The organism is Sphingobacterium spiritivorum ATCC 33861, from assembly GCF_000143765.1.
Classification (GTDB): Bacteria; Bacteroidota; Bacteroidia; order Sphingobacteriales; family Sphingobacteriaceae; genus Sphingobacterium; species Sphingobacterium spiritivorum.
On the sequence record NZ_GL379778.1, the window covers coordinates 74,030 to 100,116 of the forward strand.

Genomic DNA, 26,087 nt, shown 5'->3' on the forward strand with positions numbered 1-26,087 from the left:
ATTCAGCTATCGGAATTTATAGATTTTATCCGAATATAAGATGTGATACCTGTTCATATCTGATGCCTGTGTAGGTACAGAATTCATCTATCGTCAGGAACTCTTTATCGGGCTTGTGCAGCTCTTTCTTTATTTTCTGCATTAACCTTGCACTCTGACGGTAGCTCTTGCCTGTGATGAGCTGTATGTCTTTGGGATAAATGCAGACTCTATGCATATTATTTCTCATACTTTATGTAGGTCTTTGAGCGGGCTATCTTATAGCTCTGCTATGTTTTCTTTGCTAATGCAATTTAGGGTTTATTCCGGATGGATGCTAAAGTGGTATCTGGGGCTTTTACTGTCTTTTGTGACACTGCTGGTCATATGGTACAGGGTGAGCTTGGCTATGTAGGGGGAATGCTTAAAATTTGTGTGTTGGCTGATCGGTCTGGTCCAGATTGGCGGATTTATTAAATCATAAATTTTAGTGTTATGGCAAGGCAGAAGGGAATTATCAAATTAAAGGGTACTATCGGGGATATTACTTTTTACAAAAGCGAAGACGGGTATCTGGCTCGTGAGAAAGGGGGAATTGATGGCAGCAGGATCGCTAATGATCCGGCGTTTCAGCGTACACGTGAGAATGGTGCTGAATTCGGGCGTGCACGTAAGGCTGGTAAGCTGCTGCGGACTGCGCTGCGTCCGCTGTTGCTGAGTTCGACGGATAGCCGGATGGTGGGGCGTCTGACGCAGAGCATGATGAAGGTGATCCAGGCTGATACGGTGAGTGTAAGGGGGCTTCGGAATGTGATAGATGGTGAAGCGGAATTATTAACGGGGTTTGAATTTAACATCCGTGGTGCATTGAGTACTTCTATGTTTGCTCCTTATGCTATTGAAACTGACAGGGTTGCGGGTAAGGTAAAACTGGGTATCGGGGGATTTGTCCCGGCAAATATGATTGCTGCTCCGGTGGGTGCTACTCACTTCAGGATTGTATCGGGTATTGCTTTGGTGGATTTTGAAGGTGAAGCTTTTGAAGCGAAATTTCTGGAAACTGCTGTGATGCCCTGGAATAATGTTGCTATTGCAGATATTGCTCAGGAGCATGACTTTACACCGGGTTCTAAAAAACCTCTTTTTGTTGTCCTGGGTGTAGCATTTTACCAGCAAATCAATGGTGAAATGTATCTGCTGAAGAATGGTGCGTTTAATGCGCTTTCGATTGTGAAGGTGGATGGTGGTGTGTAATGGTACTGGAACTTATCCGGGAGTATTCTGCTGGTGGAACCAATGGGAAACTCTACTATGATGGTGTTCTGGTATGCTACACTATAGAATTGCCCTGGCATAATAACAGGCGCAGGATATCGTGTATACCGGAGGGAAGATACAGGCTTATGAAGCGTCATAGTCCTAAATTTGGCTGGCATATAGTGGTACTGAATGTGCCTGGCAGATCGGCTATATTGTTTCATCCGGCAAATTATGCGCTGAAGGAGCTACAGGGGTGTATTGCTCCGGTGACAGCGTTAATGGGATCTGGTCGCGGGGTGGATTCGCGCACGGCTCTGGAGGTATTAAAGGCTTTGGTTTATCCTGTACTGGATATTGATGAGTGTGTATTTGTAGTAATCAGATCTTTAAAAAAATAATAGTATGAATCTATTGAAAAGGGCGAAGGCTCCGACTCCTAAATTGTTCAGGGTATTGCGAAATATCGGGCTTGCTCTGGCTTCTGCAGGTGGTGTATTGCTGGCTGCTCCGGTGGCTTTACCTGCTATTGTGGTGACTGTGGGTGGTTATCTCACTGTGGCTGGCGGTGTATTGTCGGCGGTTAGTCAAATCGTTGTAATGGAGGAAAAGGAGGATAAAGAAAATAAAGTGGATGGGGACAGTTCTTAGACGGAGTTGTCCAGAGTTGATGCTTATGGTCTTGCAATTGTTGTGGTGACTTGTTGCAAGTGTATGAAGCCCTCACCTGATGGTGGGGGCTTTTGTTATTTGCGGATGTATCGGTACAGGATCATGCGCCGGAGGTCTTCTACAAGCCTGATATTGTATCGGAATCGTTCTTCGGCATCTTTGAGAAGGCGTAAGCTCTCTATACTTTTTTCATGTTTTTCGGTATTTTGCAGCATGTGTGTAGTCTGCTTTATGAATTCTTTGCGGAACTCTGACAGCCGTAAGAACGGGATAACGGAGCCTGTAAGATATGGATGCCAGAATTTTGCCTGCCAAAGACTGTAGGCTAACCAATAATATTCTTCTCTATCGGTCTGGGTATTGAATAGTATCACAAAGGAATTCGGACAGGGAGTTGTGAGGGGTTTTCCGCTATTCATTCCTTTATTAAGAATAAAAATGTGTGGAGCCTGATGGTCGGTGCGTGGTGTGTGGGTTCTGATGATGAAACGTGCCATAATAACCGGATTTAAGAATTGTGAATTTCTTCTTTCCGATTTCTGCGAATGGGTGGCTGATATTTCCAAAAGAAAAAGGAAAAAAAGAAAGCACTCTTATCCGCGGAGGAGGGATTGATAAAGCAAGTTTGTATAGGAAAAATACTATCTGACCGCAGGGAGGTTGGAGATTTTTTCTAATACACCCCTACGGGGCTTGAACTTGTCTTTTCAAGAACCCGGAGCGTACCTTTGACTTCTTTTTTATCTTTTTTGGAAAGCGTGTGATCATGTTTATGTCAAAGGAATGTATGATTAATTAAAACCGGCCGTTTTTTAAATCTTTTCAAAATACTCTTCGTCTGTATTTATATTCATGTATTTCTCCAAATATTTAGCCTGATTATACACATAACCATTATAGCCTATACTCTTTAACAGAAGCTTACTGATCAATGTAAATAATCGGGCAGAAACATATGACATGTACAGGTTGATGCTATCATCAGATTGTTTATTATCCTTTTTCATAAGGATATTACCATGTAAAAGATCATTTCGATGTTCAATGATCTCAATATCCCGAAGACTAAGTTTTATTCCTAATCGTTCGAAAGGTCTGGTAAGCTTTTCGTTGTTGGTCAGATGTCGTTTACTAACAGGCTTATTTATATCGTTAAGTCTTCTTTTCAATTTTATGATGTGTGCTTCACTTAGGGTGCTGCTGTTATTATCAATAACGGTATGCAATTCTGAAATTATTTTATTTTTTAAAGCTTTGTTTTCTATAGGTATTTCTACTTCAGTACTATCTGTATCTATATTTTTTGAGAGTAATTCTATTATTACAGCAAATGAGCTGGGAACCAAAAGAAGTGAACGTGTATAGGAAGCATCAAGAATTACCAAAATAGCTGTAGAGAAATCTTCATCTGTATGAATTCGACTGACCAGGTTTGACAGATTTTCAAATGATATGCTTGTTAATTTATCAATATAATCTTTTGCAATTTCCCTATCAATGTCTAAATAAGAGTAAGGATTGGTAATGATTGGATTATACATACTCCTGATCTTCTGCCTTATCTCATTTGAAAAGTATAGATTACCTGCACTATCAAAAATGTATTCTTCATCACCTACCATTAAGCCATTTATAAATCCGATTGCCTGCTGGATGGAAAAACAAACTTTACGATAGTTTTCAAAAGTTTCTTTCTGAAGGCATTCAAAAACATAAAATCCGTTGTCTACTGTTTTTAGTTGTGTAATGTGATATTCTACGCCATTAATATTTACCAAAAGGCAATCATAACCATATGTTGTTCGGTTTCTTTTATGAACAATAGTTTCAAATTCTCCATGAAATGACTTTATTTCTTTTAGTTCCACAGGGAAAAATGTTGTAAAAAGACTTTTTGAATGGAAGCACTGAGACTGTAAGCTGTTTACTTCAAAAGTTGCAGAATGCTTTGATCCTTCATTTTTCTTGAAATCAGAACGCCTGGAAATACAATGGAGATCTTTTGTTTCATACATTACATCATCAACAGGAAATACAAACTTACTGATTTCGTTAGCTTCATCCATTTCCATATGAAAATCTGTATCAATATAAAATTTCTTTCCTCTTTTTGACAGAAAGACATGATGATCTAAGTACTCTGATAAAAAAATCTGAAATTCATCGAAAGAATTAATTTTCTCAATAAATTCTAACTGCTTGTCAAAATCTTTAAAATTTTCTGTATTTCGGGTTGAAGAAGTTTTTTTCATTAAGGGTATTCAAAATAATAGCAGATACTCTATATTATAGTTTATAGATTAAGTTTTGCTAATCGCAAACTACTAAATCGTCTATGGCTAGTTTTAATTGGGGTTTGTCTATTTTGGTAACGGCTGCCTTTACTTTTACCTGATCTTTAAAAGAGAGGAATGTCGGTACCAGTAATGTGATGTCAATCTTTAATATACGATTGATAATTACCAGATCTGTAAGTGTAAAGGGCTTGATGCCATTGATGAGCTCGGACATGTGTGTTTTGCTTTTGTGTCCGAGGAGTGTTGCCAGGTCTTGCTGTGTGAGGGTGAGTCGCTTTAGCGTGTCCCTGATTGCTTCTTTTCTGTTCCGGATAAAGATTCTTTCTATTTCTGCGAGTCGTTCGGCTTTGTCGCTTTCACGGATCTTGTCTTCGTCTATCTGGTCTGCATTATTCCACTCTGTGTTTTCATACTGCTCTATGAGATCACGAAGCCGGAATCTTAATTTTTTGAAATGATCGTTGTCTTTTGCGAGTAGTCTGAGGTTTCTATCGGCTATGAGGGCTCTTTCGTAGTCCAGTTCGCTGGTAATGGCTCCGCTTTCGACGAGTTTTTCTATATCAAAATGTGTTTTCATACTATTAATCTATGTAGCCTTTACTTCTCAGCCATTTTTCAATGGTTGCCTTGTTGTTTTTGAATATGGTCTCATATTCTTTATGTGTACCTGCCCATACTATGGTCGCTTCTCCCTGGTCATCGAATTCTATAAGTATCAATGTACGGTGTACATTGATATCGAAAAAATAGAATCCGTCACTATGTACTCTGTCTGCGTCTTCCCGTAGGTCGTGAATATGCTGTATACCGGGGTCGAATGTCTGCAGATCTTCTATTAACTTGTCGACTGCAGTCCAAAGCTTTTTATTGCCTGTATTTTTCTTCTGCAGTTTACGAAGTATTTTTATTCCTGTTATTCTCATTGGAATGACTTTACAAATATACAAAAGTTCTGATAATAACCGAACTTTTGTATATTAATTTTTAATATTTTAAGGCTTTTAACAGATAGTAATCACCTGCTACACCATTATTTGTATTCAGTAAGAGTACATGATCCTTTTAAAATATTCTTGAAAATACTTTCGGACTGATTCCTATCCCGAATCCCCACCATCTGGCTTTGTTGTATACCCATTGCTTGCCTATTGAGGATGTCGCAAAATCCCACCCTAATGGTACGAAGGTGAAGGAGATATCATTGTAAGAGTAAGAGAGTGTGATACCTGTGGAAACAAACAATTGCTTTGAGGTAAGGTCTTTTGCTATAGCTCCGTTCGTAGTCAGAAAGTTTAATTCTTCGACAGCTGGACCGGCATATAATCCCAGACTGAATTTATGTAAAGATCTTCTTCCTGATGTAAAGTATCTGTCCTGCTGGTACTGTATCAGGTCGAGGTTGAAACCTATATTACTAATACCCGAATTTGCTGATGTTGTAAATTCTACTCCTCTGGAGACTATTCGTGGGCGTACTTTGAAGGGTATCGTGGTAAGTGAAAGTGGTACTGGTCTCCAGAAATAACGCTTAAAAATGTGATTCCATTCAAAAAATCCATAAGCCTTTCCTTCTTTTAACTCCACATTTCTTTTCATGAAGATGTCTTCTTTTTTTCCATTGTTTAAACTGACTTCTTTATATCCTTCAATTGTGAGGATATTATTGTCGCCTGCTTTTACTTTGGTTACGTAACCGAGTTTATTTTTTTCTATAAAGTAGTCATCCAATGTGAGTATCTGATCATCCGGGGCTATCATTACTTTAATAACACTGAGCTGACCGGCAATATTGTTTATTTTTAAATAGAGAATTTTTTCGTTTTCTATTTTGACGGCTTTGTCCAGAACAAGGTAAAAGGTTTTGGTAGTACTCGTATCATCTGATTTGGTTGTGATAGTCTGATTGTTATTAAAGATTTTTATTTTTCCGATATCATCATTAGAAATCTGATTATCTACAGGAGCTTTACTATTGTCTATCTGAATTGAGATCGCAGATGTAAGGGGGGCTGTAGTAAAAAAATCTAATTCGATGGGAATGACTAAATCATTGTCTGTTATCATTTTCGCAGTGACGGGATTGCTTTTGGCTCTAACAATAGGATTGCCTTGTCCAAATACTGCAGGTGAGCTGAAGATTAGCCCACCTATGAAAAGGAGTAATAGTTTTTTCATAATTAACAGTTATATAATGTTATAAAATATTGCTTGTAATAAGACAACTACTCCAAATCCTTATTGCTTATCTATCCCTTACTGCCTGTAAGTAGTTCTTATGTATTGTGATGGCGTAATATAAATTGTGTACACATGTGAATATGTGCTATATTATTTGTTGTGAGTGAGTAAAACCCGGATATAGGTTGTCTCATTTGTTATGGGTTATTTTTCTGAGGTCTGCTTATCAACAGGCTATTGATAATTCCGGTTAAGAGTCCTATGATACCCCCTATAAGAAGATACTGCAGTATATATTCGGCTTTGACAAAATAGAGCAATGCAAATATCAATATTCCTAAAATGGTATTTAGAATGATACATACTAGTTTTGATATTTTGGTTAGTCCTAAATTAAGGAGTCCTAATAATGCTCCACAACCTGTGAGCGGAGAAAGTACAGCATTGATAAATGATCCTTCGAATGTGAGATACGCAGATATGAGTGCAGCCAGAATTATCGGAACCAGCACTATGATTATCTTATTTTTCATTGTTACACAGTTTAATTTGGTTAAAAAATCAGTTGGTTAAGTATTGTTCTTTAGTATGTATTTACTTTCTCTGTAAGAACTTTTCTACCTCAGCTTCATTGAAGTGTTTTATTTATTCTTATTATCAAGCAGATCAGAAATCTGTATCGACTACCTGATTCTCTATAATTTGTATGAAAATCTGCTATTTTCCTCCTGATCTTTATCTGGTGCCTTGGAATGAAGCATAATAAAAGTCTTTAATTGGTAAATTAAATATAAACAATTTTATACTCATCTAAACATAAATTGATATATATATTATGATATTTATAAATCTGAAGTTAAAATTCATCAACAGACTAAATTTTAAACAGGAGAGTCTTTAATGGCAATACCTGTAGTGAGATAGATATATGCTTTCTGGTGACGGGTGTATCGGGTGCTGTACTGATCTGACGGGATGTACTACTCTATTACCCGATGTACCATGGAACCAAAAGCACTGGAGGGATGGACGAGGGGGCTTTTTTACATAATGTTCATTATAGGGGGCTTGTCCCCGCAGCCCGTATGGGACTATAATGCACATTATGTTATTAAGCCGGGAAAAAAGGATGCCGGACACAAGTCACTGCCTGAGGGACGAAGGCTGTGTACGTCTTTTGCCTCAGCGGTGGGGCAAGCTCTTTGGGGCATGGCTACTCTACTGTCAATATTTATAAAACGCTCCTGTTCCATGAACCCAATGGGCTTGCATAGTAAGGGAGCAAAAAGTGTGTCGGGCATACTTTTGCATTGGGGTGCTTTGGATTTTTTTTAACGAGAATACGGTAAATAGTATTACGTTTTATTAAAGTGGTTTACGGAATATACGCCCTAAAAGCAGCTAATATAATTGCTCTAGTTCTATCTGGTAAAAATGGAAGTACTATTTTTTCAAAATTTTGATCTGATGCAACAATATATTTGCTAAGGTAGGTATGATTTCTATTTTCTTGCTGGCTACGTATATATAACAAATCGATATGTTCATTAATACGATCTGCTAATTGATTATCATCAATATTTCCATTTTCTAGCTTAACAAAAAGAGCATTTATAGCATCTTTAAAATCATTAATAACTCGTTCTACACGATCCAATTTTACCTCAAGTCGGTTCAGCAAACAAATTTCAATAGTTGCATTTCCTCTACCTTCACCATCAATACCAACAATTTTAATTCCTTCACCATTTGGATCTATTTCAAATTCAAAATAATCCTCCGGATGATCGACTTCAGGATGTAACAAATAAGGCCTTTCACTTAGTAACGGGTCAACTCCGGCTTTGGATAAAGCAAGATTTATACTTCCATCAACCAATAATACAGGAGCGGATACTCTAGGACCTATCACCGGAAATTTATTGTGTTTTGCACCCTCTCTGTTACAGGTGATGCAGGAAGGTATAAGATTTGTCCATTCGTAACAAAGCCAATAATATCCTGGGTGAGAGCCATCTTCCTTTACTCCTTTTTTAGGCCTATAATGTTCAATATCTGCCTTGCAGATTCTTTCACAATAAGCACATTTATTATGGTATGCTATTGAGAGATGATCTTCAACTCTTGATCTCTTTCCATCAGGGTGATCGTATGCTTCTCTATAAATGGTATCTGTAATTAAATCTTTATTACGAGTATTTGTTATTTCTAGCAAAGCTCTGTATGTTTCGTCTGATGCTAATCGATCTGTTTTATCTTCTTCTCTTTTTATTACAAATCTCATTGTCTTCTGGATTTAAATAAATTAATCAATTGCTGCTCTTTCTCGTCAGTAATAAAAGAGGATATTCGTTTTTGAACTATATCATTAAATTCTATTTCTGAATAATTTGTCTCAGTTCTTACTAATTTCTTTTGATCATGACTTTCTGGTATAATATCATCCAATCCAAAAATTGGTGATGTTAGTATTGTATTTGGTAAAAGATCTCCTAACTCTAATAATTCATCTAATCTTCTTATTTTGACTCCTTCAGCAGAGTTTCTTTCTACTCTAAATATTTGACTATTTTTAGGTGCTCCTAAGAAAGAAATTGGACTATGTGTAGACGCAATAAATTGAACTTTTGGAAATGTCTTACTGAGTTGCTGGACGATTTGCTTCTGTAATTTTGGGTGTAGATGTATGTCGATTTCATCAATTAAAACAATTCCTGTAAACTCAGACGGATCATTGACATCTGGTTGTTGATTATATAATCTGATTAAGATATCACCTATCATAGCAATCATACTTTTTAGTCCTGATGCTAATTTATTGAAGGTTACTTTCGCAAATTCTGCGTTTTCATGGTCTTTTTCAATATAAGTAGTTACTGAGACACCGTCGATTTGATCATCGAATTTAATATCATATAGATTTGGTAATATGTCGGTAAGAATCTCAGTTATATAATTTTCCCGTTTGTCAAATCGAATGCGTTGCTGACTGCGCCAAATATCAAACTGATATTGTAAATCAATCAGATGTGTTTCATCATTAAATAGTGATGATGTTAATTCTGTGGAAATAAATTCTAAGTTTTTTGAGTCTAATCCATGAGTGGTCTTGAGTCTGGATTGTCCATAGGCTGCAAAACCATGAGTTAATGGAAAAGTATCGTTTTCTAAGGTTTGGTTATATGGATATAAGTAAGTAATTGTATCAGATGAGGACAAGAATAATTTTAGGCTAATTTCAGCATTTTCATCTTCAAATCCACTTACTTGTATTTTTTGATTACAGATTGCGGTAGCGATAGCCCTAAGGATAGATGTTTTACCAGTACCATTTTCTCCTGTGAAAAATATCCATTGAGATGAAAAAGGGATTTCATTTATTTGAAGATTCTTAATGGGGCCATAATTAACAATTTCTATCTCACTTATTTTTATAGGTTTTTGAGTTTCAATTGAATTTTCTATAAGGATATCCTCTCTATATCTATCAATTTTTTCTTTTTGCCCTTCAAAGTCTGCAGCTTCTATAAAAAATATACCATTCTTAATTATAGGGAAGAAAGACTTTGCATGTTCCAATATTATATTGTCAATTAAAACCTTATCGGTCTTTATGAAATTTTCTAAACATTCCAGATAATTTCCTTGATAATATTTTTGGTACCTTATCCCATTTGACTGAAGTCCCAATTCATTTACAAAAAATTGGGTTATAAATCGTCTTTTTTCATCAGAATCGGAAGTATTAATTTCGAGACAAGTATTTCCTGACTCTAGATGAATTATAAAAATGATATTAGGCGTTTTGTTTTTCCAATCCATTCCTGTCCAGAATGAAACCGCTAAATACCATTCATTACCATAAAACCAATAACCTTTATCTAAACGACTTCCTCTATTACTTTTGCGAAAAGTGAATCGAAAAGAAGGATCTTTTTGCCAATGCTTAATGAGCAAATTATATACTTCGTTCTGTACTATATTTACGTTTAGCATAGCAGATTAATTTATTTCATTATTATATATGCTGTGGTTTTACTTGGATCATCCTTCCTAACTCTTCGTTCTGTAGTCCATTTATTTATTCCAATATTTTCATTCAAAAAACGACCTACACATTGATAAGCTAAATCGCCTCTGTTTTCAATAGTATCAGGAAGACCTTCAAGTATTCTTAATTGTAACAGCATCCAATGAACTTTATTTTCTTTCAATTTTTTTAAAAAGTCATTATCAGCACCAATTTTTTTTAAAGCACTTCTAATAAACATTTCTGTTACATCTTCTTGTGATTCATCCGGGTTATAACCCTTTTCATCGTCTATTTTAATCTCTACTGTTCCTACTTCCTTTCTAACTTCTTCGAGTTTTTTATCAAACTTTTTTTGAAGAATAATGCTAAATGTATGCCCAGAAGGCTTATTATATTCTATATCTTTTACTTTAAATAATTTTTCAAAGCTCAAAACTCTAACAGAAATAGGATATGGTTTGCCCCCAGAGCTACTCCAGAATATTCCGTTTCCGGGAATAGGTTCATTTAATAAGGAGCTTAATAAGTCATTGCTAAAATGGGCATTGGCTTTACGGAGTGCTCCAAGATCTACAGCGGAGAGTAAATGAAAGATAAACCAATTATCTCCCTGACTTAGTATTTCATCTGATATACTTCCTGGTTGCTGTGTAATTAAAACAGTTCCTAAACCAAATTTTCTTCCTTCTTTTACCCATGCAATATAGGGGCTATCTGCTCCACCTGAATTTCCTAATACAGATTGAGCTTCTTCTATAACAGCTATTGTGGGAATACTATCTGGTTCTGCCTTTGTAAATTCTGTCTGATTGTGTTCAAATATTTGTTGGAGAATGATGCCTGAAAGTATAAGTCCATTGGCTCCACGCATCTGCGATATATCTACCACACATAGTTTACCATTGCGAAGTGAGTCAAAAAGTTTATCTAACATTTGGCTACTAGGGTCATGAATGAGCCTAATAATGGTTGTAATATTAGACCGAATAGCAAATATCTCAGCATCTTGTCTATCATTAGTTCGATCTCCTAGTATAATCTCTCTTAGATCTTCAATAGGAGTAGTATTTCCGTGAACATGTACTAGATCGATTAATTTTCTCCAATTAGCAGCATTAAGTCCCTTAAGTTTTTGAACATTTTGTTGACTCTGCCTTTCTGGAGGAAGGGCTATAGATATTATTTCTGCAGGCCTTAATCTTCTTATATCAAGACGAATAGTTCCTGCAACAAAAGATTGATAGAATGGACTGGTAGATTCTCTATTAGTGAATACTACTACTTTGTCTTCTAAATGAGGTACATCACATAACCCTGGCCTTCCACTATCGTCCGGCCAAAAGTATTCTCCATCCGGATCAAATATAATTGTGCCAACAGGTGATTGTTTACCTTGTTTCTTAGTAATGACTGGTGGCTTTTTATAAAGGTTGCTAAAAAGAAGTTTTACCAAATTGGACTTCCCGAAACCTGCTCTTGCAAATACGAAGGATCTTCTGGATACTAACTGTTCAATCTTAAATTTAGTTATTACTTCCGGGGATTTTGGAACCATCCATGACTCTAACACAGCCTGAGTATCGCTTTTACTTCCATTATACACAAATTCTCCATAAGCTAAGTAACCAAAAGCTGGCGCTGGCTCATCTGCTTCGTCAACAATATTATGCCCTGCTACTTCTTTTAAAACCTCGTCTGATAGGAAAGCTACTCTACTCCCTACATGTGGTAATCTTCTATGAGAAGGTGCAAAATCGATTTTTTTTCCATTGACTCGTATAACTCCAAGAACCCGAATATCAACTTTATATTTTAAGTAGCCCTCTCTCAGATCTTCTGACACTTCTCTTCCTTCAGAAATAGCTCTTATTGCATAATCTTCACCCGCTGTGCCTGCTAATTTTCCTAATGCTGCAACAGAAGTAATACGACCAAGAACAGCCTCATTATCACCTTCTAACGCTACTACTAAAAACTGCCCATGCATGGGGATGTTTTGGAATATGTTGTCATATTTTAGCACAATATCGGCGTGAAACTCTAATCCGCCATCGCTGAATCCTTTGAAGATTCCAACTATTTTATCTTCTGGAAATAATTTCATCATTGTCTATTCATTATTGAAGAGTTACCTAAAGCTTGGTAATCAATTATATCTTTTTTGTCATCTGGTAATATGTTTTTGATAGCCTGTGCTACTTCATCCTGAAGGATGTCCAAATCAAAATCTACAACCTGTGCGTTCTCCAAAGCTCTCTGTAGACAGGCTGGATAATGAGGTATAGGGAATCCATCTAATGTGTCCATATATAGATATCCAAATATTTCGGCATCAGCAGAAGATTGAGAATTCAAAAGGTCTATTGCCCAAACCGGATCACTACTTTTCTTTCCAAACCTTACTAAATATAGCTCTCCCATTGAATATTTATTTACTTCCCGATCCACTTCCTCTTCTTCTCCATCAACTCGTTTCATATATTCTTTCCACACATAGGAATTTTTTTCCATCTCTTCCGGAACTTTAGCATATCTAGGTTCTCCTGTTGGGAAAATGTTTTCTATTTGCATTGCTAATGAATATCTAGATAATACCTGACTATGCTTTGCTAAACCAACAAAGAAAATTTTAATCCTCTTTTGTTTATACGCATTTTCGATTGCGGCATTAATCTTTTTCATCATTTCTATAAAAAGAGGTCTTTTATTAGCTGCATCATATTTGAATATTTTGCTCCTTAAAAGCCCATCTTTTACAACTACAGTATTGCTTGCGAAACCTTCATAGCAAATTTTGTTATATAATACTGCCCATTCACATAAATCCCTATATGTCAAAACCCATGATTTGGAAACTTCAGTTGGATTTTCTCTCATTTTTTTCCCGGAAGGAATCATAGGACTTAAATCATTTAAAGTCTTACATCCCAGATCTTTCATTAGTATACCTAACAAGGTTTGAGGATTTCCTAACTCATCAAATTGTCTTTGGCTTAATATATCTGTATCAGTTGTGGGTGTAATGACATCTAAGCACAGGTTATTCCCATATGAATCTACAACTCTGATTATTTGGAAGTAAAATGGATTATAAATTAGTTTGTTATTGGTTCCGTCAGTGGCAACTAAAGAAAATGTGGTAATAGTTCGTGGTTTGATAACACGTACATTTGACCTCATTCCATTGGCTTCAGCGCGGAGATCTTCTAATAAATTTTTATCAACTATCGCGCATTCTCTGATAGCCTGCTTGATTTGCGGTATTTCTTCAGGATCAAACATGTCTATGTATTTAAAGTGGCATATACATCTATCTCTTCTACATAATTACCTGTAGTTCCTTTAAATTGATTTGCCTGTCGATTAGCCGATTTTGGTTCACCTGCAGAACGTATAGCACTAATTTCCCAACCACAATCAGCTAATGCTAAAGATTCTTTTATTAATTCACGTGGGGTCTTTTTGGATTTACTAGGTAATGCTCCGAAACGAATTATCAATTTAGCATCAGGTGTACATTTAGGTGCTGTATTAGCCCAAACTTTAGCCAAATCATTTACAAAGACTGACTCAGAACCATGTTTTAGTTGTGCTTGATTAGTATAATCTACCTGGCTACTTCCTCCTAAGAACCAATTTCTTAACCACTGGTCTTGTTCATACGTTGACATGCCATAGTACGGTGGTGAGGTAATTACTCTTGTTATTTTATTTTCAAATGTATTTGTTACCGATCTACTATCTCCTAATAGAATAGTACCATCAACTTTCTTTAATTGATGTTCATTAAATATATATTTGGATCTTCTTTCAACAAGTCCTAATAAATTAACTTCTGCAGGCAGGAGCATATTTTTTCTCCAATATTGAATAGAGTAATTTGGCTTGGTTGAAAATGTACGAGGCATTTGATTAGATAAATATGAAGGCTGGGTCTTCATTGTAGGCCCATGTAAAATACCTAGAATTAAAGCTCTTAACGAAATATCTATATCGTCCAATAATTCTTTATTGATAAAGTAGTTTCTCAATTTACATATGCTAATAAGGGTATTGGGATGATAGGCTAATTCCCAAAAATCTCCTTGCGGAATATCTATAGCATCATATTCTTCAATAATATTAAGACATCTTGAATATATTTGCTGTTGATCGACATACTGCAGTTTTGATTGTGCAACCGCATGGGCTATTGGGTTACTATCAATTCCATAAGAATTCAACCCCAATAATCGGGCGGCAAAATTTGTAGTTCCCCGCCCACAAAACGGATCATAAACAACATCGGTTTTTTTTGTCTTTTGTAAAACCCGATATGGAAATGACAAAGGAAACATTGTAAAATAAGGACAAATTGTATTTAGTCTTAATTTAGGGCTTAATTTATTGTCTATATTTACTTTTCTCTTTGACATTTTTATTATTCTTATAGGTGTAAATTTTTATCAAAAACAGTTAAAATGGACTAAGATGAAGTCTATCAAAGTATTGATAGTCTATACTTCTAACATCTGTAATAGTCCATAATGAAATTATGTTTAGAACATGCAAATTTACACGATTTTGGAGAGTGTAAAACTTTCCGATTGAAATGTTAATAATTTTAGGCTTTACAGATCATTTGTAATATTTATTTTTGGCTATAGTATATATCAGTATATTAAATATTGGTAATAAAAGGCATAAATTATGCGGTTATATTTTTACTGAATATAGATTTCTACACTCTATATTTTTAATCAATTTTTATCTTTATCGTAAATATAGTACTTATTCATATAATTTGCCAATAACTTTAAGATTTATTAAAATTAATTCTTTGCATTCCTTTCGTTTGTGATAAAAAACATGAACTTGTTATAATTTCCTATTTAATAATCATGTTCAATCAAATAGAATTCCTTTATTCTTCTATTTCATCTTTCAATTTATCAATAAACATCTTTGGATTCTTTCCAGCAAATAGTCCTTCCGTAGCGAATTCTTCAAGTAAACTTAATCCATAATCTATGCCTAGACCTATAGCTGGTTGAGCAGCTGCCCCAGTTAGCGCTCCAGCTGGTCCAGCAATAAGAGCTCCAAGCCCTGCACTTGCACCAAATAATAATGTATTTTTAATTACCCTACCTTGGAGTGAATTAAAAAATGTTTTAGATTCCTTTATTTCCGCAAGATAAGCTTCTGTAACTTCAGCAGAATTTTGATTTTCACCGACTTTATTAATCCAATTTCTAAAGAATTTTGCAGTTTTGAGATGTCTCAGTTTAAAAATGTCAGAAATTTCAAAACGATTATTTAGAAATATCTGTTGTAAATCGGGTGTATTTTCAATTCTAAGAATTTGGGAAGCACTCTCTCTAATTTGGTATGCTTTACCGATATTGTTGTAAACACTTTCAGCAACCTCAAACGTATTATATTTATTGTAACTTTTAAAAGAATTTTTGGAAATAACTCCCATTTCTAAAACAGAATGAGCTAATTCTAATAATTTCTTTCTTTCTTGTAATGACAAATGCTCTGGTTCTTTATCATATGGCAAGCCTAAATTATCTAATAAATTTGATTTATATGAATCTATTACAAGACCACTAGCGCTGGTTCCTAAATCCATATTATCGGTAGTCAAATAGTAAGGAGCAATTACTCTTATTAGCTCTCTAGCTTTATTCCTAGCAAGATTGAAAGACTGCAGACCTAAGTATATATTTTTTTCTGGATCCAGATCTTCATCCACCAAAGTCCCGCCCACTAGAGGAGGCTGTCCATATATTACATTTTCATCTATTGACCCATTTGAGAGCATCCTACCAGTTCCAGAACTAATAAATGTGGATTTAATTGACAATTTAATATATCCTGAACGAAAAAGTTTTTCAACTGTTGGAACTCCCAACTTTCTGATTAAAAATGTTAAAGTAAAATTATCCTTATCTGTACTAATTACTACATAATCAAAAAGTAATAATTGTTCAAAAAAAACAGCAAGAATTTGATTTTCTTCTTCAGGAGTAAATACAGGTTTCCTACCTAGAAATGAAGAGTTATTTATGTGGTTATTATATACAATATTTTTCATTGAAAAATCTAAAAATTAAAATATTAGGATTAGAAGTAAATATATGTTAATTTATTTTGTATGTAAATACGGGATCCCGTAATAATAACTAATTTTTTATGTTCAAATTAGTTTACAAAAATTGAATAGATTTGTTACTATAGTCACTATAACCATAATATAGGCCTACAAGCCTTTATTGTATTATGAAAATCAAATAGATACTACATGAACACATATATGGAGGGTAGAGAAATACTGAAAAATGATGCCAGTTTACTATCTGCATTAGAAAACTTAGTTGAAAAACAAATGGAGTTAAAGGAAGTAATACTTTCGCCAAAAGATTTTACTCCAAATGAATTATTGTTTGAAAAATCAATTCTAAAAAGTGCCGATAGTGGTTATTTGATAGAAAATATCAGCATTGTTGCAATGGTATTTTTAGATAAATATATTTCTAAGTTTAATTTCGCCTATACTACCGATTTCCATGTAACTTTTGATTTTTTAAATAGTATTGGTAGAGACTTTAAGAAAAGTGGATTTGTAAACTATCATAGAGAATTAAAAAAAGAATATTGGAAAGTAGCTGTTTTTGATTCTAATAAAAAATTAGCAACTGATTTCAATGATTTTATCAGTTCCTTTCAAAAAGATAAACTTGTTAGAGAGTTTCATTCTTTTAATGAAGCATATAATGAATTATTACCCCTTTTAGATATTCCTAATAATATACTCTATGATAATACTGAAAAACTATTAACACTTTTAGGTAGCAATGCAACATACAATCATAATACTGGAAGAGTACTGATAGCAATCAAAGAAAAATGCCGATTAGAAAAGAATTTTGGACGGACTATGTTGAATACAGCATTAGAAGAAAAGAAACTAAATGATTCTATTATTTCTCCAATTGTGTGTGGTACATATGAAAACGAAGGTATAGATTTTTATAATGAATGCTTGAAGCCAAAGGAAAGTATAGAGGACCTTCAGTCCTCTATATTTATTGGATTATCAAATGTTGATAATATTGGTCTTACTGAGACGACCTTATTTATCGAATTATATGATAAATATTCTGCAAATCCCAACCTTGCAATTGCTTTTCTGAAAATGTTATTTGCAATATTAAGATCCAATAATAAGTATGAGAATGCATTTATAGAAGATTGTTTTGCTAGAATATCTTCCTTTACTTGGAATAAAGATACTGCGTATTTTCTACTAACAGAATTGCCTTTCATGGATAAATATGAAACTGAGCGGTTGGAAATAGTTCTGAAAATAATAAATGAAGAATATTTTGATTCTCAAATTCATATGCACCATGTATCTTTCTTCGCAGCAAATCTAAAACAAATAGAATCACGTAAGCAGGTGATAAGAGCTATCGCTTTAGCCAGACCTTTTGTAAGTATTTCTAAACCTTTTCAATCTTTCTTATATGACATAGATAGAGGGGAATTGGAGAAAATAATCATTGAACTATTGATAGATAACAACAGCTCTATAAGAGCTGTTGGATATGATTTTTTCAATAATATTACTATTGTAGACAGAGAGCCATTTAGACCAAATATTCTACATTTAGAACCTATTGAGCAGTATAAACTTTGGGTATCACTTACACAGAGTAATAAAGAGCCTAAGTACATTATACCTTGCTTAGTACAATTGTTTGATTCAACATCAGAAACTGTCAAAGAGCTCTTTATCTGTAAGCTTGAATGTTATTCTGAAAATTTTGGTGATACTCTTATTACAGAACTTGAAAATAATATAAATCATAATAATCCGGAACATTTAAGAATTATAGAAAGAATACGCTTGTACAAACAGGATTTTTATAAAAACAACATTGAAATTAAATATGGAATAAAAGAACTGAATCCATATTATACCCACTATAAATTATTCAGGGATTTTGGAATATCAGCCCGTGAAAGTATGAGTAAGTCTATTAGTAAAGGTATGGAAGAAGATAGTTTTCTAAAAATATTTAGTGGTAGCACTATTCAGCTTTCCAAAGGTGGGGGATTTAAATTATCAGGAAGGAAGGAGATTTCTAAATTGGGGCTATTCGAAAGTAGCATTATATTTCCTAGGGAATATTTCATATTCCCTACAAAATATGAATCAGAAGAATTCAAACATATGCATAATGATTGGGAATCAGAAGAATTTGCTGAAATTGAAAAACTGATAGAAAATGAGCAGTAATAATCTAATTGTACAGCAATATTTGAGTTCTCTAAAAGAGGATGCAGAGTTGGATTATCTCTTTCCACGGTTAATAAATCTCATGGGATTCAGAATAGTTCAGACGGCAAAAGAAGCCAAAGGTCAATCACAATATGGGAAAGATATCATAGCTATAGGAAAAGATGAAAGTGGTAAAAAATACAGATGGTATTTTGAATTAAAGGGATACGCAGATAAGGATATAACAGATAAAAACTTTTCTAAAACTGATGGGATACGAGAATCCATTATTGAAGCAAAAGATACTGCATTCAATGATTCCAGTATTCCAGAATTCAATAATCTACCTATCAAAATAGTATTAGTCCATAATGGGGTGATGAAGGCTAATATTAAACCTACTTTTGACGGTTTTATTTCCAGGGAATTCAAGGATGAAGAATTTGAATTTGACCGATGGGATATTTATTATCTAACAGATTTATTCAGCAGGTACTTATTCAGTGAATATCTATTAATAGATGGCGAAAGCAATAGATTATTTAAAAAGACATTAGCATTCCTAGATACACCAGACAATGACTATGGTGATTTTAAAAGACTTGTCAATTTACAATTTGATAAAATACAATCGATAAGAGGCCGGGCATTAAGTAAATTATTTGCAACTCTAGGCTTGTTGGAAACTTTGGTCTTTCATTATAGTAAAGAAAACAATAATCTTATAGCTGCTAAAGAGTGTTCTAAATATCTAATATTATATACATGGAGTTGGATATTGAGAAACAAATTAGAAAAGAAGAAAACTATTCTTCACGAATTTGATATATTGTTAAATATCCAGCTCTCTATTTTTAATGCTTATTTCAGCAGAACATTTGAAGTAGCCAGAATTAAAGATGGATTGTTCGCTGAAAATGGGAATTTATTTGAACGTATTGGATATCCATTAAGATGCTTTGAATATCTTGATGATACGGTTTATCTCTGTAGACTAAGAAGTTATATTTATAGAAGTAAAACAAATGAAAGATCTGCTATACTTTTGAAGCATAAACAGAAAGATCTTATTATTGAATTGGTGCGGAATAATTCCGGCTTTTACAGACCTGTTATTGATAACCAATCTATACCTATTGTTCAGCTGCTACTATTTTTTCTGAATAGTGAAACAAGGAAAAAGGATTTAGATTTTATAAGTAACTATATCTTTAAAATAATCAATAATGTGACTATTGAAAAGCTAAAACATGACTTATTACCTGAAATACGAAATAATCTTGCTTTAGTTGTAGAAGCCGCTGCTACTAATAGTAAACCGGAAGATTACTGTGATTCTTCATCTATACTTTTGGCTATTTTACTAGAATTAACTGTAGTCTTCAATTCGGAACCAATGTTTAAGGAAGTTTTAAAATATATAGATAAGGATCTTAGTTTACAAATCGTATCTATAGATACCGATGAATATGATGTTGAACAATTGTTGTTTGAAAAACATTTGCATTATGAATATTATGTAGATTGTATTGAGAGAGTCTCGGATGGAAGTAAATTATTGAAGGATGAAAAGGATTATGAAGGGTTTAAAAAATCTATAGTGGGAAAGAAAATACCTATACCTGTGTATAGAACTGATAGCGCAGGGCTTCCTTTTTTACGTTATCTTGCTCATAGCTACTTTAAAAATGAAATCTTACCTGAAGAATGGAGGATTTTTATAAAATAGTGACTACTATAATATCTGATTAATAGGAAGCTACTACTCTACTCAGTATCTGTATGATAGTAGTTGGATAATCCAACTACTATTATTCTATCACATTTATTTCTGTATCAACTTCTCCAATCTGTCTATCATTTCTTTTTGCTGCTGGAGCATCCGTTCGTAAAGTTCAACCATTTTATCAAGAGGATTGAAGGTACATTCATTATTATATTGATAGCCTGCTACATTAGTAACGCCAGGGTTTGAACCCTCGTAATTATTTTGAATATTTACAATGGCTTTTTCTTCATCAAAATTCTGGATTGCTTCTACAGGGATTTTTAAAACGGCAGAAATCTGCTGAAGCAGCTGAGCTTCGATGGTTTCTTTCTGCTCTAACAGGGAAACTTTTTGCTGATTCCAATCTTCACCAAGTTCGTAGGCTAAGGCATCCTGCTTGATGCCGAGCATTTCACGGAAGCGCTTTACATTGCGCCCCTGATGTATTTTGTGGTTTGGATGTATAGTATCTGTCATAGCAGCGAATTTAATTCTTTTGTAAGGAAGCAAAATACAAAATTTTCCGTTATTAACCTGTAATTAACAGAATTAGTTATGTAAAATACATACTCACTATGTAGGTTACATACGGGTTATTGGGCTACTTTGCTGAAAACGCATTGATTATGAATATAAAAAAAGCATCCCGAACACCGTACAGGAACAAAGGTAAGCTATTGGAGACACGTCGTATTACGGTTTGCCGTAAAGTGCTGGAAAAAAGAAATGATTACGGACGTTATAATCCTGTGATTACGCTCACGGGCAAATGGCTTTGGGAAAGTGGCTTTAAGGGCGGTGATAAGCTGGCTCTGAAAGTATATGAAAAGAGGATCGTGATTGAAATAGAAATGTCGGGAGAAGAGTTCTATAAGGATGTATATGACGGATTTGGGTGATGTATAATGATGTACAGGGTGTAAATAACATTCTCATTTGTATAAAATACAGATTCATAATGTAGGTTACGGATTGTATATGCCTGTAATTTGTAGGAAAACACTGTGCTTATGAATACACATAAAACGCATCCGGAAAAGCTGGATGAAAATAAACTGTTGGAAAAACGTCGTCTTACGGTGTCTGCTGTGATCGTGAATGATGGCTATCGTAAGGATGACTATGCCTGCAAGATTCTGCTGCTGGGCAAATGGGTCAGGAAATGCGGACTGGATGCGGGGGATAAACTGACGGTGGAGGTATTTGAGAACAGGATCGTGATCGAGAAAGAGAAACCTGGTATGGTAGATCCTAAATTTCTGGAACGGGAACAAAGAGCTAGTGACAGAGCGCTAAGGAAGAAACTAAAGGAAATGCTGAGTCCGGATATATTTGAAGACCTGATTATAAAAGGTGGAGAGATCTTTATCAAAACTTAAGAAGCGGTGGCGGAGTGGTAGATTGTAATAGTGGAATCGGATCGGATTTTCATCTCCGCCAACCGCAGGATATTAATTTACTTTCTCTTGTCCCGTGCATCATTGGGGAATGCGATGAGATTGAACAGTTCACGCATGCGACTGCGTACACGGTTGCCATAGTAAGCCTCGATCTCGGAAGCGGACAGATTGGTGGTAATGTGTGTCTGTAGCTGCCGGCTAATGTAGAGGTCGTACCGGGAGAGGATAATCTCTGCCATGATATTGCATTCGTTGCCATAATATTTGAGATTGTTCTCTACTCCGAGGTCATCAAAACAGTAATTGCGGGTGCTGGGTTCGTAGAGTTTGCCTTTGCTATAGCGGTGAATGACTTCGTAGCCGTCCTGTATAAATTCGAAGCTGATATCTCTACAGGATTTGATAAAGTATTTATTAACGGGTTGGGTGATATAGCGCATGAGGGTGATAAGGGTGGTCTTGCCACAGCCTATAGGACCTGAAAGAAGTAGTCCCTTGTCCAGGCTGATGTGTGCCTGATCGCAGGTGAGCTGATCCCGTAGAAAATAGGCAGTGAGCTGTATAATGAGGGGATGATCCTGTGTCTGGAAGTGAAAGGATGATCCGAATAGTTCTTTGCCTTTTTCTTCGAGCATTCGCAGGATCTGCGGATAGTCATAAGGGCTCTGCGTAGTTTTTTCCTGTGGTGGTACTGAGGTTGCGGGTTCTGTCTGATGTTGGTGTGGTATATCCATGATTGTTGTATTTTGGGGTGTTGAGTATCCAGTTGCGGGCAGCTGCCTGCCAGTCTTTCATGGGTGTCTTGCCTCCGACAAGCCATCCGTTGCTGGAAAAGTAATTGTAAAATTTATCGGCTTCGACTTCCGGATAATCTTTTGTCCGGAAATATTCTTTTAGTTCGCTGAGTTCGGGCGGTGTGAAACCTTTCTTTTTTGCGCGCAACTTTTTTTCTTTGGAAGTGTCCGGAGGGTGGTGCTGCTGATCTGGCTGTATTTCCTGTTCAGGATCGCTGGCTTGTGTGTATCCGTTTTCATTGTTTAGTGGGTTTGTATTGTTTATACTGTTTACAGAAGGTATCAGTGCTTGTTCAGTACTTGTCTGTGAGGTGGTACAATGGTTGTCTGTAGCTTGTCTGCCGGGAGGTTCAGTATTTGATCTGGATCTGCTAACGGGCTTCAGTTCGTCCGAAAAATTGAGCATGTAGACCTGGCTTCCTTTGAACGGATTGTAAGATGGCTGATAATTGATATATCCGAGGGCGTGCAGATTTTTGAGACACTTGTGATAGGTGGCTTTGGAGCTGATCTTGCTGATACGCATGATCTCGTCCCGGGATATGCTGATGGGATTACGAAACCGATTGAAGTTCCAGAACTGAAAGAGCGCTATATACAGGCTGATATGGGTGGGATTGAGTACCTGATCGGGTGCTACTTTCTCGAAGAATGCGGTGAGGTGTCTGATGTAATTCATAGGAGTGGCTTTTTGTTTCGGAATGCGATGACTTTGTTGTCATTGAGGAGCTTGTCTATGTCCTGATGATCGTAATACATTGTGCCGCCTACTCTGGTATAGGATAATGTGCCGTTGATGCGGAGATTCTGCAATGTGCCGGAGGATATATTGAGGAGCTTGCGGACTTCTGCTGATTTGAGCCATTTTTTGTTTTGATTGGGCTTGCCTTGTATAAGCTCCCGAAGATCGTCTAACAGCCGGGTACGGAACTCGTTGAGGTCTTCACGTGTGATTATTTCTACTGCCATAACATTTTGTTTAGTGGATTATGGTACAAATGTGTATGCTTTGCGGGGATTTATTTCACAACGGGGATGGTGTTGTGTGTGATTTTTTACTGGTCGGTATCGTCCATCCGGTTTATGAGTGTATGGATGAGGGTTGCAAGGAAGCGGGTGCGTTCGGATTTGCGTGCGCGGATCTCGAGAAAGGTTCGGCGGTACTGTCCCAGATCGATATTGAAGGCTTGCTGTAACTGCTCGGCTATATCTTTGAGGTCTGCGGTTCCATGATTGAATACGCCTTGTGAATGGAGTGCGTAGATGAGTTCTACGAGGGCTACTTTGGGTGCTGTCCATTGCAGTATGGGTATTGGTTTTGCGGGTGTTGCTGCCGGAGTTTTCCGGGTGGAGAGGTTTGTAAGCTGATTTTCGAGGTAGACTTGGAGCTTGTCGTGGGCTATTATTTTGGCTACTTTGTAGTCGTGGGAGGTGGCGAACTGGTGGTCGGTCTCGAAGTAGTAGGTGTCGAGGTTCAGCCTGATGTCTTGTTTGCCCCGAATGAAATAGTGCTGATCTAATAGTGTGCTTCCGGTACGGTAATATTTATAGAATTCTATATTATTATCAAAGTAGGTTTTCAGCCTCCGGAGTTCGTTGTTGTAGTATTTGCGTAATATGCGTTTTCCTCCTTTGGGCTTTTTGGTTTCGATCTTGAAGATGGAGTTGTGATAAATGAGCTTGGCTGAAATACGGGGTTTGATCTCTTTGAAGAAGTAGATTTCTTCCTGTGTGGTGTTGAAATTATGGGTGAGTATATGTTGTTTGAGTTGGGAAAGGGCTTCGAGAATAAGTGCTATAGCTCGTTCGGACAAAAGAATGGGATTATCTGTCTGGGAGTTGATGAAGGCTATACGTGCCTTCAGGGTGTGCAATATTGTATCGTATTGTTGTCTCTCCATAGAATACCCGTTTTTGGTTATGTATTATTCTATCTTCTTTTATGGGGTAGTTATGGTTATTCATAATTGATAATTTAAATATAGTATCTTAAAAAGATATTAATTACATTTTTTGATTAAATAATTGATATTTAGCGAATTTTTGTTTTATCATTTAGTGGTATTTGTTCAAATTTTTCTTTTAACATTTGCATATCGTGGCTTATTTTCTGGTCGAGGATCTTGGCGTAATGTTGGGTGGTTCGCAGATTTTTGTGTCCCAGCATTTTGCTGACTGATTCGATGGGTACTCCGTTGGACAGGGTAATAGTGGTGGCGAATGTATGACGGGCTATGTGAAAGGTGAGCTCTTTACGAATACCGCAGATGTCTGCTATTTCTTTCAGGTATGCATTCATTTTCTGATTACTCAGTATGGGAAGCAGTGTTCCTTCATTACTACACTGGGGATGATCTTCATATTTCCTGATAATCTCTAATGCTATCGGTAGCAATGGTATGCGGGATGGGGTTTCGGTTTTCTGACGGTGGGTAAATATCCATTTTCCTCCATCTATGCCGATGTTGATATGGAAAGGTGTGAGGTTGCGGACGTCTATATAGGCAAGTCCTGTAAAACAACTGAAAACAAAGATGTCACGGACTATATTGAGTCTGTCGGTGGCAAATGTCCTGCTATATATGATATGTACTTCTTCCTGGGTAAGGTAGCTGCGTTCGACTTCACGGATCTTGGATTTGTAGTTGACAAACGGATCTCTGTCGAGCCATCCATTGGCTATGCAGATATTGATGATCTTGCGGAAGTTTTTGATGTATTTGACGGCTGTATTATTGTTGCACTTACGGGTATTTCTTAAATAGAATTCGTAATCCATGATAAAGGCGTGGTCTATCTTCCGGATATCTATATCTTGTATGGTGTGTCTGGTCTGTAGAAAATCAACTGTGTGCTTCAATGAGGTCTTGTATCTCTCTAATGTGCCGGGGGCGTATTCCTGCCCGATCAGGCTTTGGATTTTATTATTGTGATCCTGGAATATGGAGACTAGCATCCGGGCTGTTCCGGCATGGGGAAAGAGTTGGTTGCGGAGGGTGTCTGTATTAACGGGGATTCCTTTTTTGAAGAGCGTACGCTCGGCTTGGGATATCTCACTGCGGATGTGATCGAGGTGGCTGTTTATTGCACGGGCTTCCTCATTGTTACCTCTGACTTTTGCTGCTTCTGTGTTCCACTTGTCTGAATGTATGAATTTGTTGGTGCTGAATTCAAAACGTCTGGACTGTATGGTGACACGTACATATATGGGGCTGTGCCCTTCTTTGTTGGTTTTTGTTCTCTTGATATAGAAGAGGATGTATACTGTAGCGTTCATAATGTGGTGACCTTTATGTTAGTATTTAATTTAAACCTGATCTGCTGTATACACAAGATGTTCAATTGCTGTTCACCTCGCTGTACAGGATGCTTTGAACCCGGAGGTGTCTGTGATGTGTACATAATTTTGGTGACACCTCGAAGGACACCTCCGGATTGGG

26 protein-coding genes are annotated in these 26,087 nt (G+C 36.0%); 7 read left to right on the forward strand and 19 right to left on the reverse strand.

Features of this window, described 5'->3' with window-relative positions:
* Positions 1-25 precede the first annotated feature (25 nt).
* Entirely contained in the window at positions 26-229 is a 204-nt protein-coding gene (locus HMPREF0766_RS20955) for a hypothetical protein (RefSeq protein ID WP_003001999.1), read from the reverse strand.
* Positions 230-474: 245 nt separating this feature from the next.
* On the opposite strand from HMPREF0766_RS20955, the gene HMPREF0766_RS20960 reads away from it, so the two are divergent.
* Genes HMPREF0766_RS20960 through HMPREF0766_RS20970 form a run of 3 tightly spaced genes read left to right on the forward strand, consistent with a single transcriptional unit; the run spans position 475 to position 1,887 of the window.
* On the forward strand, positions 475-1,233 hold the full coding sequence (locus tag HMPREF0766_RS20960; RefSeq protein ID WP_003002004.1) for a hypothetical protein: 759 nt from the start codon (positions 475-477) through the stop codon (positions 1,231-1,233).
* Positions 1,233-1,637, forward strand: a complete 405-nt coding sequence (locus HMPREF0766_RS20965; RefSeq protein WP_003002005.1) for a DUF5675 family protein — start codon at positions 1,233-1,235, stop codon at positions 1,635-1,637. The genes HMPREF0766_RS20960 and HMPREF0766_RS20965 overlap by 1 nt, the downstream gene beginning before the upstream one ends.
* Before the next feature lie 4 nt (positions 1,638-1,641).
* Positions 1,642-1,887, forward strand: a complete 246-nt coding sequence (locus HMPREF0766_RS20970; protein WP_003002007.1) for a hypothetical protein — start codon at positions 1,642-1,644, stop codon at positions 1,885-1,887.
* Positions 1,888-1,982: 95 nt separating this feature from the next.
* Here HMPREF0766_RS20970 and HMPREF0766_RS20975 read toward each other — a convergent pair whose 3' ends face one another.
* The 12 genes from HMPREF0766_RS20975 to HMPREF0766_RS21035 form a co-directional block, all read right to left on the reverse strand.
* A complete protein-coding gene (locus HMPREF0766_RS20975; protein WP_003002009.1) occupies positions 1,983-2,405 on the reverse strand; it encodes a DUF6943 family protein in 423 nt (140 codons plus the stop codon).
* Between the two features lie 315 nt (positions 2,406-2,720).
* Entirely contained in the window at positions 2,721-4,160 is a 1,440-nt protein-coding gene (locus HMPREF0766_RS20980) for a hypothetical protein (RefSeq protein ID WP_003002013.1), read from the reverse strand.
* Positions 4,161-4,218: 58 nt separating this feature from the next.
* Positions 4,219-4,782 carry a helix-turn-helix domain-containing protein gene (locus HMPREF0766_RS20985; RefSeq protein WP_003002015.1) on the reverse strand — a complete coding sequence of 188 codons (564 nt, stop codon included), beginning with the start codon at positions 4,780-4,782 and terminating at the stop codon, positions 4,219-4,221.
* A 4-nt stretch (positions 4,783-4,786) separates the two neighbouring features.
* A complete protein-coding gene (locus tag HMPREF0766_RS20990; protein WP_003002017.1) occupies positions 4,787-5,128 on the reverse strand; it encodes a type II toxin-antitoxin system HigB family toxin in 342 nt (113 codons plus the stop codon).
* 139 nt (positions 5,129-5,267) lie between these two features.
* Positions 5,268-6,380 carry a hypothetical protein gene (locus HMPREF0766_RS20995; protein WP_003002019.1) on the reverse strand — a complete coding sequence of 371 codons (1,113 nt, stop codon included), beginning with the start codon at positions 6,378-6,380 and terminating at the stop codon, positions 5,268-5,270.
* A 200-nt stretch (positions 6,381-6,580) separates the two neighbouring features.
* Positions 6,581-6,916 (reverse strand): hypothetical protein, encoded by a 336-nt coding sequence (locus tag HMPREF0766_RS21000; RefSeq protein WP_003002022.1) that lies wholly within the window; start codon positions 6,914-6,916, stop codon positions 6,581-6,583.
* Positions 6,917-7,758: 842 nt separating this feature from the next.
* Positions 7,759-8,667, reverse strand: coding sequence for an HNH endonuclease family protein (locus tag HMPREF0766_RS21010; protein WP_003002027.1), 909 nt, complete (start codon positions 8,665-8,667; stop codon positions 7,759-7,761).
* Positions 8,664-10,379, reverse strand: coding sequence for an AAA family ATPase (locus HMPREF0766_RS21015; protein ID WP_003002029.1), 1,716 nt, complete (start codon positions 10,377-10,379; stop codon positions 8,664-8,666). Before HMPREF0766_RS21015 ends, HMPREF0766_RS21010 begins: the two co-directional genes overlap by 4 nt.
* A gap of 11 nt (positions 10,380-10,390) precedes the next feature.
* A complete protein-coding gene (locus HMPREF0766_RS21020; RefSeq protein WP_003002030.1) occupies positions 10,391-12,523 on the reverse strand; it encodes an ATP-binding protein in 2,133 nt (710 codons plus the stop codon).
* On the reverse strand, positions 12,520-13,698 hold the full coding sequence (locus HMPREF0766_RS21025; protein WP_003002032.1) for a hypothetical protein: 1,179 nt from the start codon (positions 13,696-13,698) through the stop codon (positions 12,520-12,522). The genes HMPREF0766_RS21020 and HMPREF0766_RS21025 overlap by 4 nt, the downstream gene beginning before the upstream one ends.
* 2 nt (positions 13,699-13,700) lie before the next feature.
* Complete coding sequence (locus HMPREF0766_RS21030; protein ID WP_003002034.1) at positions 13,701-14,831, reverse strand: DNA methyltransferase; 1,131 nt, start codon at positions 14,829-14,831, stop codon at positions 13,701-13,703.
* 488 nt (positions 14,832-15,319) lie between these two features.
* Positions 15,320-16,495 carry a hypothetical protein gene (locus HMPREF0766_RS21035; RefSeq protein ID WP_003002036.1) on the reverse strand — a complete coding sequence of 392 codons (1,176 nt, stop codon included), beginning with the start codon at positions 16,493-16,495 and terminating at the stop codon, positions 15,320-15,322.
* 219 nt (positions 16,496-16,714) lie between these two features.
* Between HMPREF0766_RS21035 and HMPREF0766_RS21040 the strand changes: the two genes are divergently transcribed.
* Both HMPREF0766_RS21040 and HMPREF0766_RS21045 read left to right on the forward strand, forming a co-directional pair.
* A complete protein-coding gene (locus HMPREF0766_RS21040) occupies positions 16,715-18,703 on the forward strand; it encodes a hypothetical protein (RefSeq protein WP_003002038.1) in 1,989 nt (662 codons plus the stop codon).
* Positions 18,693-20,414, forward strand: a complete 1,722-nt coding sequence (locus HMPREF0766_RS21045; RefSeq protein WP_003002040.1) for a hypothetical protein — start codon at positions 18,693-18,695, stop codon at positions 20,412-20,414. The genes HMPREF0766_RS21040 and HMPREF0766_RS21045 overlap by 11 nt, the downstream gene beginning before the upstream one ends.
* Before the next feature lie 96 nt (positions 20,415-20,510).
* Here the strand turns inward: HMPREF0766_RS21045 and HMPREF0766_RS21050 are convergent, their stop codons facing one another.
* Positions 20,511-20,930: a helix-turn-helix domain-containing protein gene (locus HMPREF0766_RS21050; protein WP_003002042.1), complete on the reverse strand. Its 420-nt coding sequence runs from the start codon at positions 20,928-20,930 to the stop codon at positions 20,511-20,513.
* 149 nt (positions 20,931-21,079) lie between these two features.
* Here HMPREF0766_RS21050 and HMPREF0766_RS21055 point away from each other — a divergent pair, with 149 nt between their 5' ends.
* A complete protein-coding gene (locus HMPREF0766_RS21055) occupies positions 21,080-21,352 on the forward strand; it encodes a SymE family type I addiction module toxin (RefSeq protein ID WP_003002043.1) in 273 nt (90 codons plus the stop codon).
* Positions 21,353-21,463: 111 nt separating this feature from the next.
* The gene (locus HMPREF0766_RS21060) at positions 21,464-21,832 is read left to right on the forward strand and encodes a SymE family type I addiction module toxin (protein ID WP_003002044.1); all 369 of its coding nucleotides are present in this window, start codon (positions 21,464-21,466) and stop codon (positions 21,830-21,832) included.
* Between the two features lie 77 nt (positions 21,833-21,909).
* On the opposite strand, the gene HMPREF0766_RS21065 is transcribed toward HMPREF0766_RS21060, so the two are convergent.
* The 5 genes from HMPREF0766_RS21065 to HMPREF0766_RS21085 all read right to left on the reverse strand — a co-directional run bounded on the left by HMPREF0766_RS21065 (position 21,910) and on the right by HMPREF0766_RS21085 (position 25,924).
* Positions 21,910-22,587 carry a P-loop NTPase family protein gene (locus HMPREF0766_RS21065; protein ID WP_003002047.1) on the reverse strand — a complete coding sequence of 226 codons (678 nt, stop codon included), beginning with the start codon at positions 22,585-22,587 and terminating at the stop codon, positions 21,910-21,912.
* Positions 22,508-23,326: a hypothetical protein gene (locus tag HMPREF0766_RS21070; protein WP_003002049.1), complete on the reverse strand. Its 819-nt coding sequence runs from the start codon at positions 23,324-23,326 to the stop codon at positions 22,508-22,510. Before HMPREF0766_RS21070 ends, HMPREF0766_RS21065 begins: the two co-directional genes overlap by 80 nt.
* Complete coding sequence (locus tag HMPREF0766_RS21075; protein WP_003002051.1) at positions 23,323-23,616, reverse strand: helix-turn-helix domain-containing protein; 294 nt, start codon at positions 23,614-23,616, stop codon at positions 23,323-23,325. Before HMPREF0766_RS21075 ends, HMPREF0766_RS21070 begins: the two co-directional genes overlap by 4 nt.
* A gap of 86 nt (positions 23,617-23,702) precedes the next feature.
* Entirely contained in the window at positions 23,703-24,521 is an 819-nt protein-coding gene (locus HMPREF0766_RS21080; RefSeq protein WP_345938736.1) for an RteC domain-containing protein, read from the reverse strand.
* Between the two features lie 158 nt (positions 24,522-24,679).
* Entirely contained in the window at positions 24,680-25,924 is a 1,245-nt protein-coding gene (locus HMPREF0766_RS21085; protein ID WP_003002054.1) for a site-specific integrase, read from the reverse strand.
* Between the last annotated feature and the right edge of the window lie 163 nt (positions 25,925-26,087).

Excerpts from the sequence above, each read along its gene's own strand:
- HMPREF0766_RS20955 (WP_003001999.1), bottom strand. The coding sequence starts at position 229 with ATGAGAAATAATATGCATAGAGTCTGCATTTATCCCAAAGACATACAG.
- HMPREF0766_RS20960 (WP_003002004.1), top strand. The coding sequence starts at position 475 with ATGGCAAGGCAGAAGGGAATTATCAAATTAAAGGGTACTATCGGGGAT.
- HMPREF0766_RS20965 (WP_003002005.1), top strand. The coding sequence starts at position 1,233 with ATGGTACTGGAACTTATCCGGGAGTATTCTGCTGGTGGAACCAATGGG.
- HMPREF0766_RS20970 (WP_003002007.1), top strand. The coding sequence starts at position 1,642 with ATGAATCTATTGAAAAGGGCGAAGGCTCCGACTCCTAAATTGTTCAGG.
- HMPREF0766_RS20975 (WP_003002009.1), bottom strand. The coding sequence starts at position 2,405 with ATGGCACGTTTCATCATCAGAACCCACACACCACGCACCGACCATCAG.
- HMPREF0766_RS20980 (WP_003002013.1), bottom strand. The coding sequence starts at position 4,160 with ATGAAAAAAACTTCTTCAACCCGAAATACAGAAAATTTTAAAGATTTT.
- HMPREF0766_RS20985 (WP_003002015.1), bottom strand. The coding sequence starts at position 4,782 with ATGAAAACACATTTTGATATAGAAAAACTCGTCGAAAGCGGAGCCATT.
- HMPREF0766_RS20990 (WP_003002017.1), bottom strand. The coding sequence starts at position 5,128 with ATGAGAATAACAGGAATAAAAATACTTCGTAAACTGCAGAAGAAAAAT.
- HMPREF0766_RS20995 (WP_003002019.1), bottom strand. The coding sequence starts at position 6,380 with ATGAAAAAACTATTACTCCTTTTCATAGGTGGGCTAATCTTCAGCTCA.
- HMPREF0766_RS21000 (WP_003002022.1), bottom strand. The coding sequence starts at position 6,916 with ATGAAAAATAAGATAATCATAGTGCTGGTTCCGATAATTCTGGCTGCA.
- HMPREF0766_RS21010 (WP_003002027.1), bottom strand. The coding sequence starts at position 8,667 with ATGAGATTTGTAATAAAAAGAGAAGAAGATAAAACAGATCGATTAGCA.
- HMPREF0766_RS21015 (WP_003002029.1), bottom strand. The coding sequence starts at position 10,379 with ATGCTAAACGTAAATATAGTACAGAACGAAGTATATAATTTGCTCATT.
- HMPREF0766_RS21020 (WP_003002030.1), bottom strand. The coding sequence starts at position 12,523 with ATGATGAAATTATTTCCAGAAGATAAAATAGTTGGAATCTTCAAAGGA.
- HMPREF0766_RS21025 (WP_003002032.1), bottom strand. The coding sequence starts at position 13,698 with ATGTTTGATCCTGAAGAAATACCGCAAATCAAGCAGGCTATCAGAGAA.
- HMPREF0766_RS21030 (WP_003002034.1), bottom strand. The coding sequence starts at position 14,831 with ATGTCAAAGAGAAAAGTAAATATAGACAATAAATTAAGCCCTAAATTA.
- HMPREF0766_RS21035 (WP_003002036.1), bottom strand. The coding sequence starts at position 16,495 with ATGAAAAATATTGTATATAATAACCACATAAATAACTCTTCATTTCTA.
- HMPREF0766_RS21040 (WP_003002038.1), top strand. The coding sequence starts at position 16,715 with ATGGAGGGTAGAGAAATACTGAAAAATGATGCCAGTTTACTATCTGCA.
- HMPREF0766_RS21045 (WP_003002040.1), top strand. The coding sequence starts at position 18,693 with ATGAGCAGTAATAATCTAATTGTACAGCAATATTTGAGTTCTCTAAAA.
- HMPREF0766_RS21050 (WP_003002042.1), bottom strand. The coding sequence starts at position 20,930 with ATGACAGATACTATACATCCAAACCACAAAATACATCAGGGGCGCAAT.
- HMPREF0766_RS21055 (WP_003002043.1), top strand. The coding sequence starts at position 21,080 with ATGAATATAAAAAAAGCATCCCGAACACCGTACAGGAACAAAGGTAAG.
- HMPREF0766_RS21060 (WP_003002044.1), top strand. The coding sequence starts at position 21,464 with ATGAATACACATAAAACGCATCCGGAAAAGCTGGATGAAAATAAACTG.
- HMPREF0766_RS21065 (WP_003002047.1), bottom strand. The coding sequence starts at position 22,587 with ATGGATATACCACACCAACATCAGACAGAACCCGCAACCTCAGTACCA.
- HMPREF0766_RS21070 (WP_003002049.1), bottom strand. The coding sequence starts at position 23,326 with ATGAATTACATCAGACACCTCACCGCATTCTTCGAGAAAGTAGCACCC.
- HMPREF0766_RS21075 (WP_003002051.1), bottom strand. The coding sequence starts at position 23,616 with ATGGCAGTAGAAATAATCACACGTGAAGACCTCAACGAGTTCCGTACC.
- HMPREF0766_RS21085 (WP_003002054.1), bottom strand. The coding sequence starts at position 25,924 with ATGAACGCTACAGTATACATCCTCTTCTATATCAAGAGAACAAAAACC.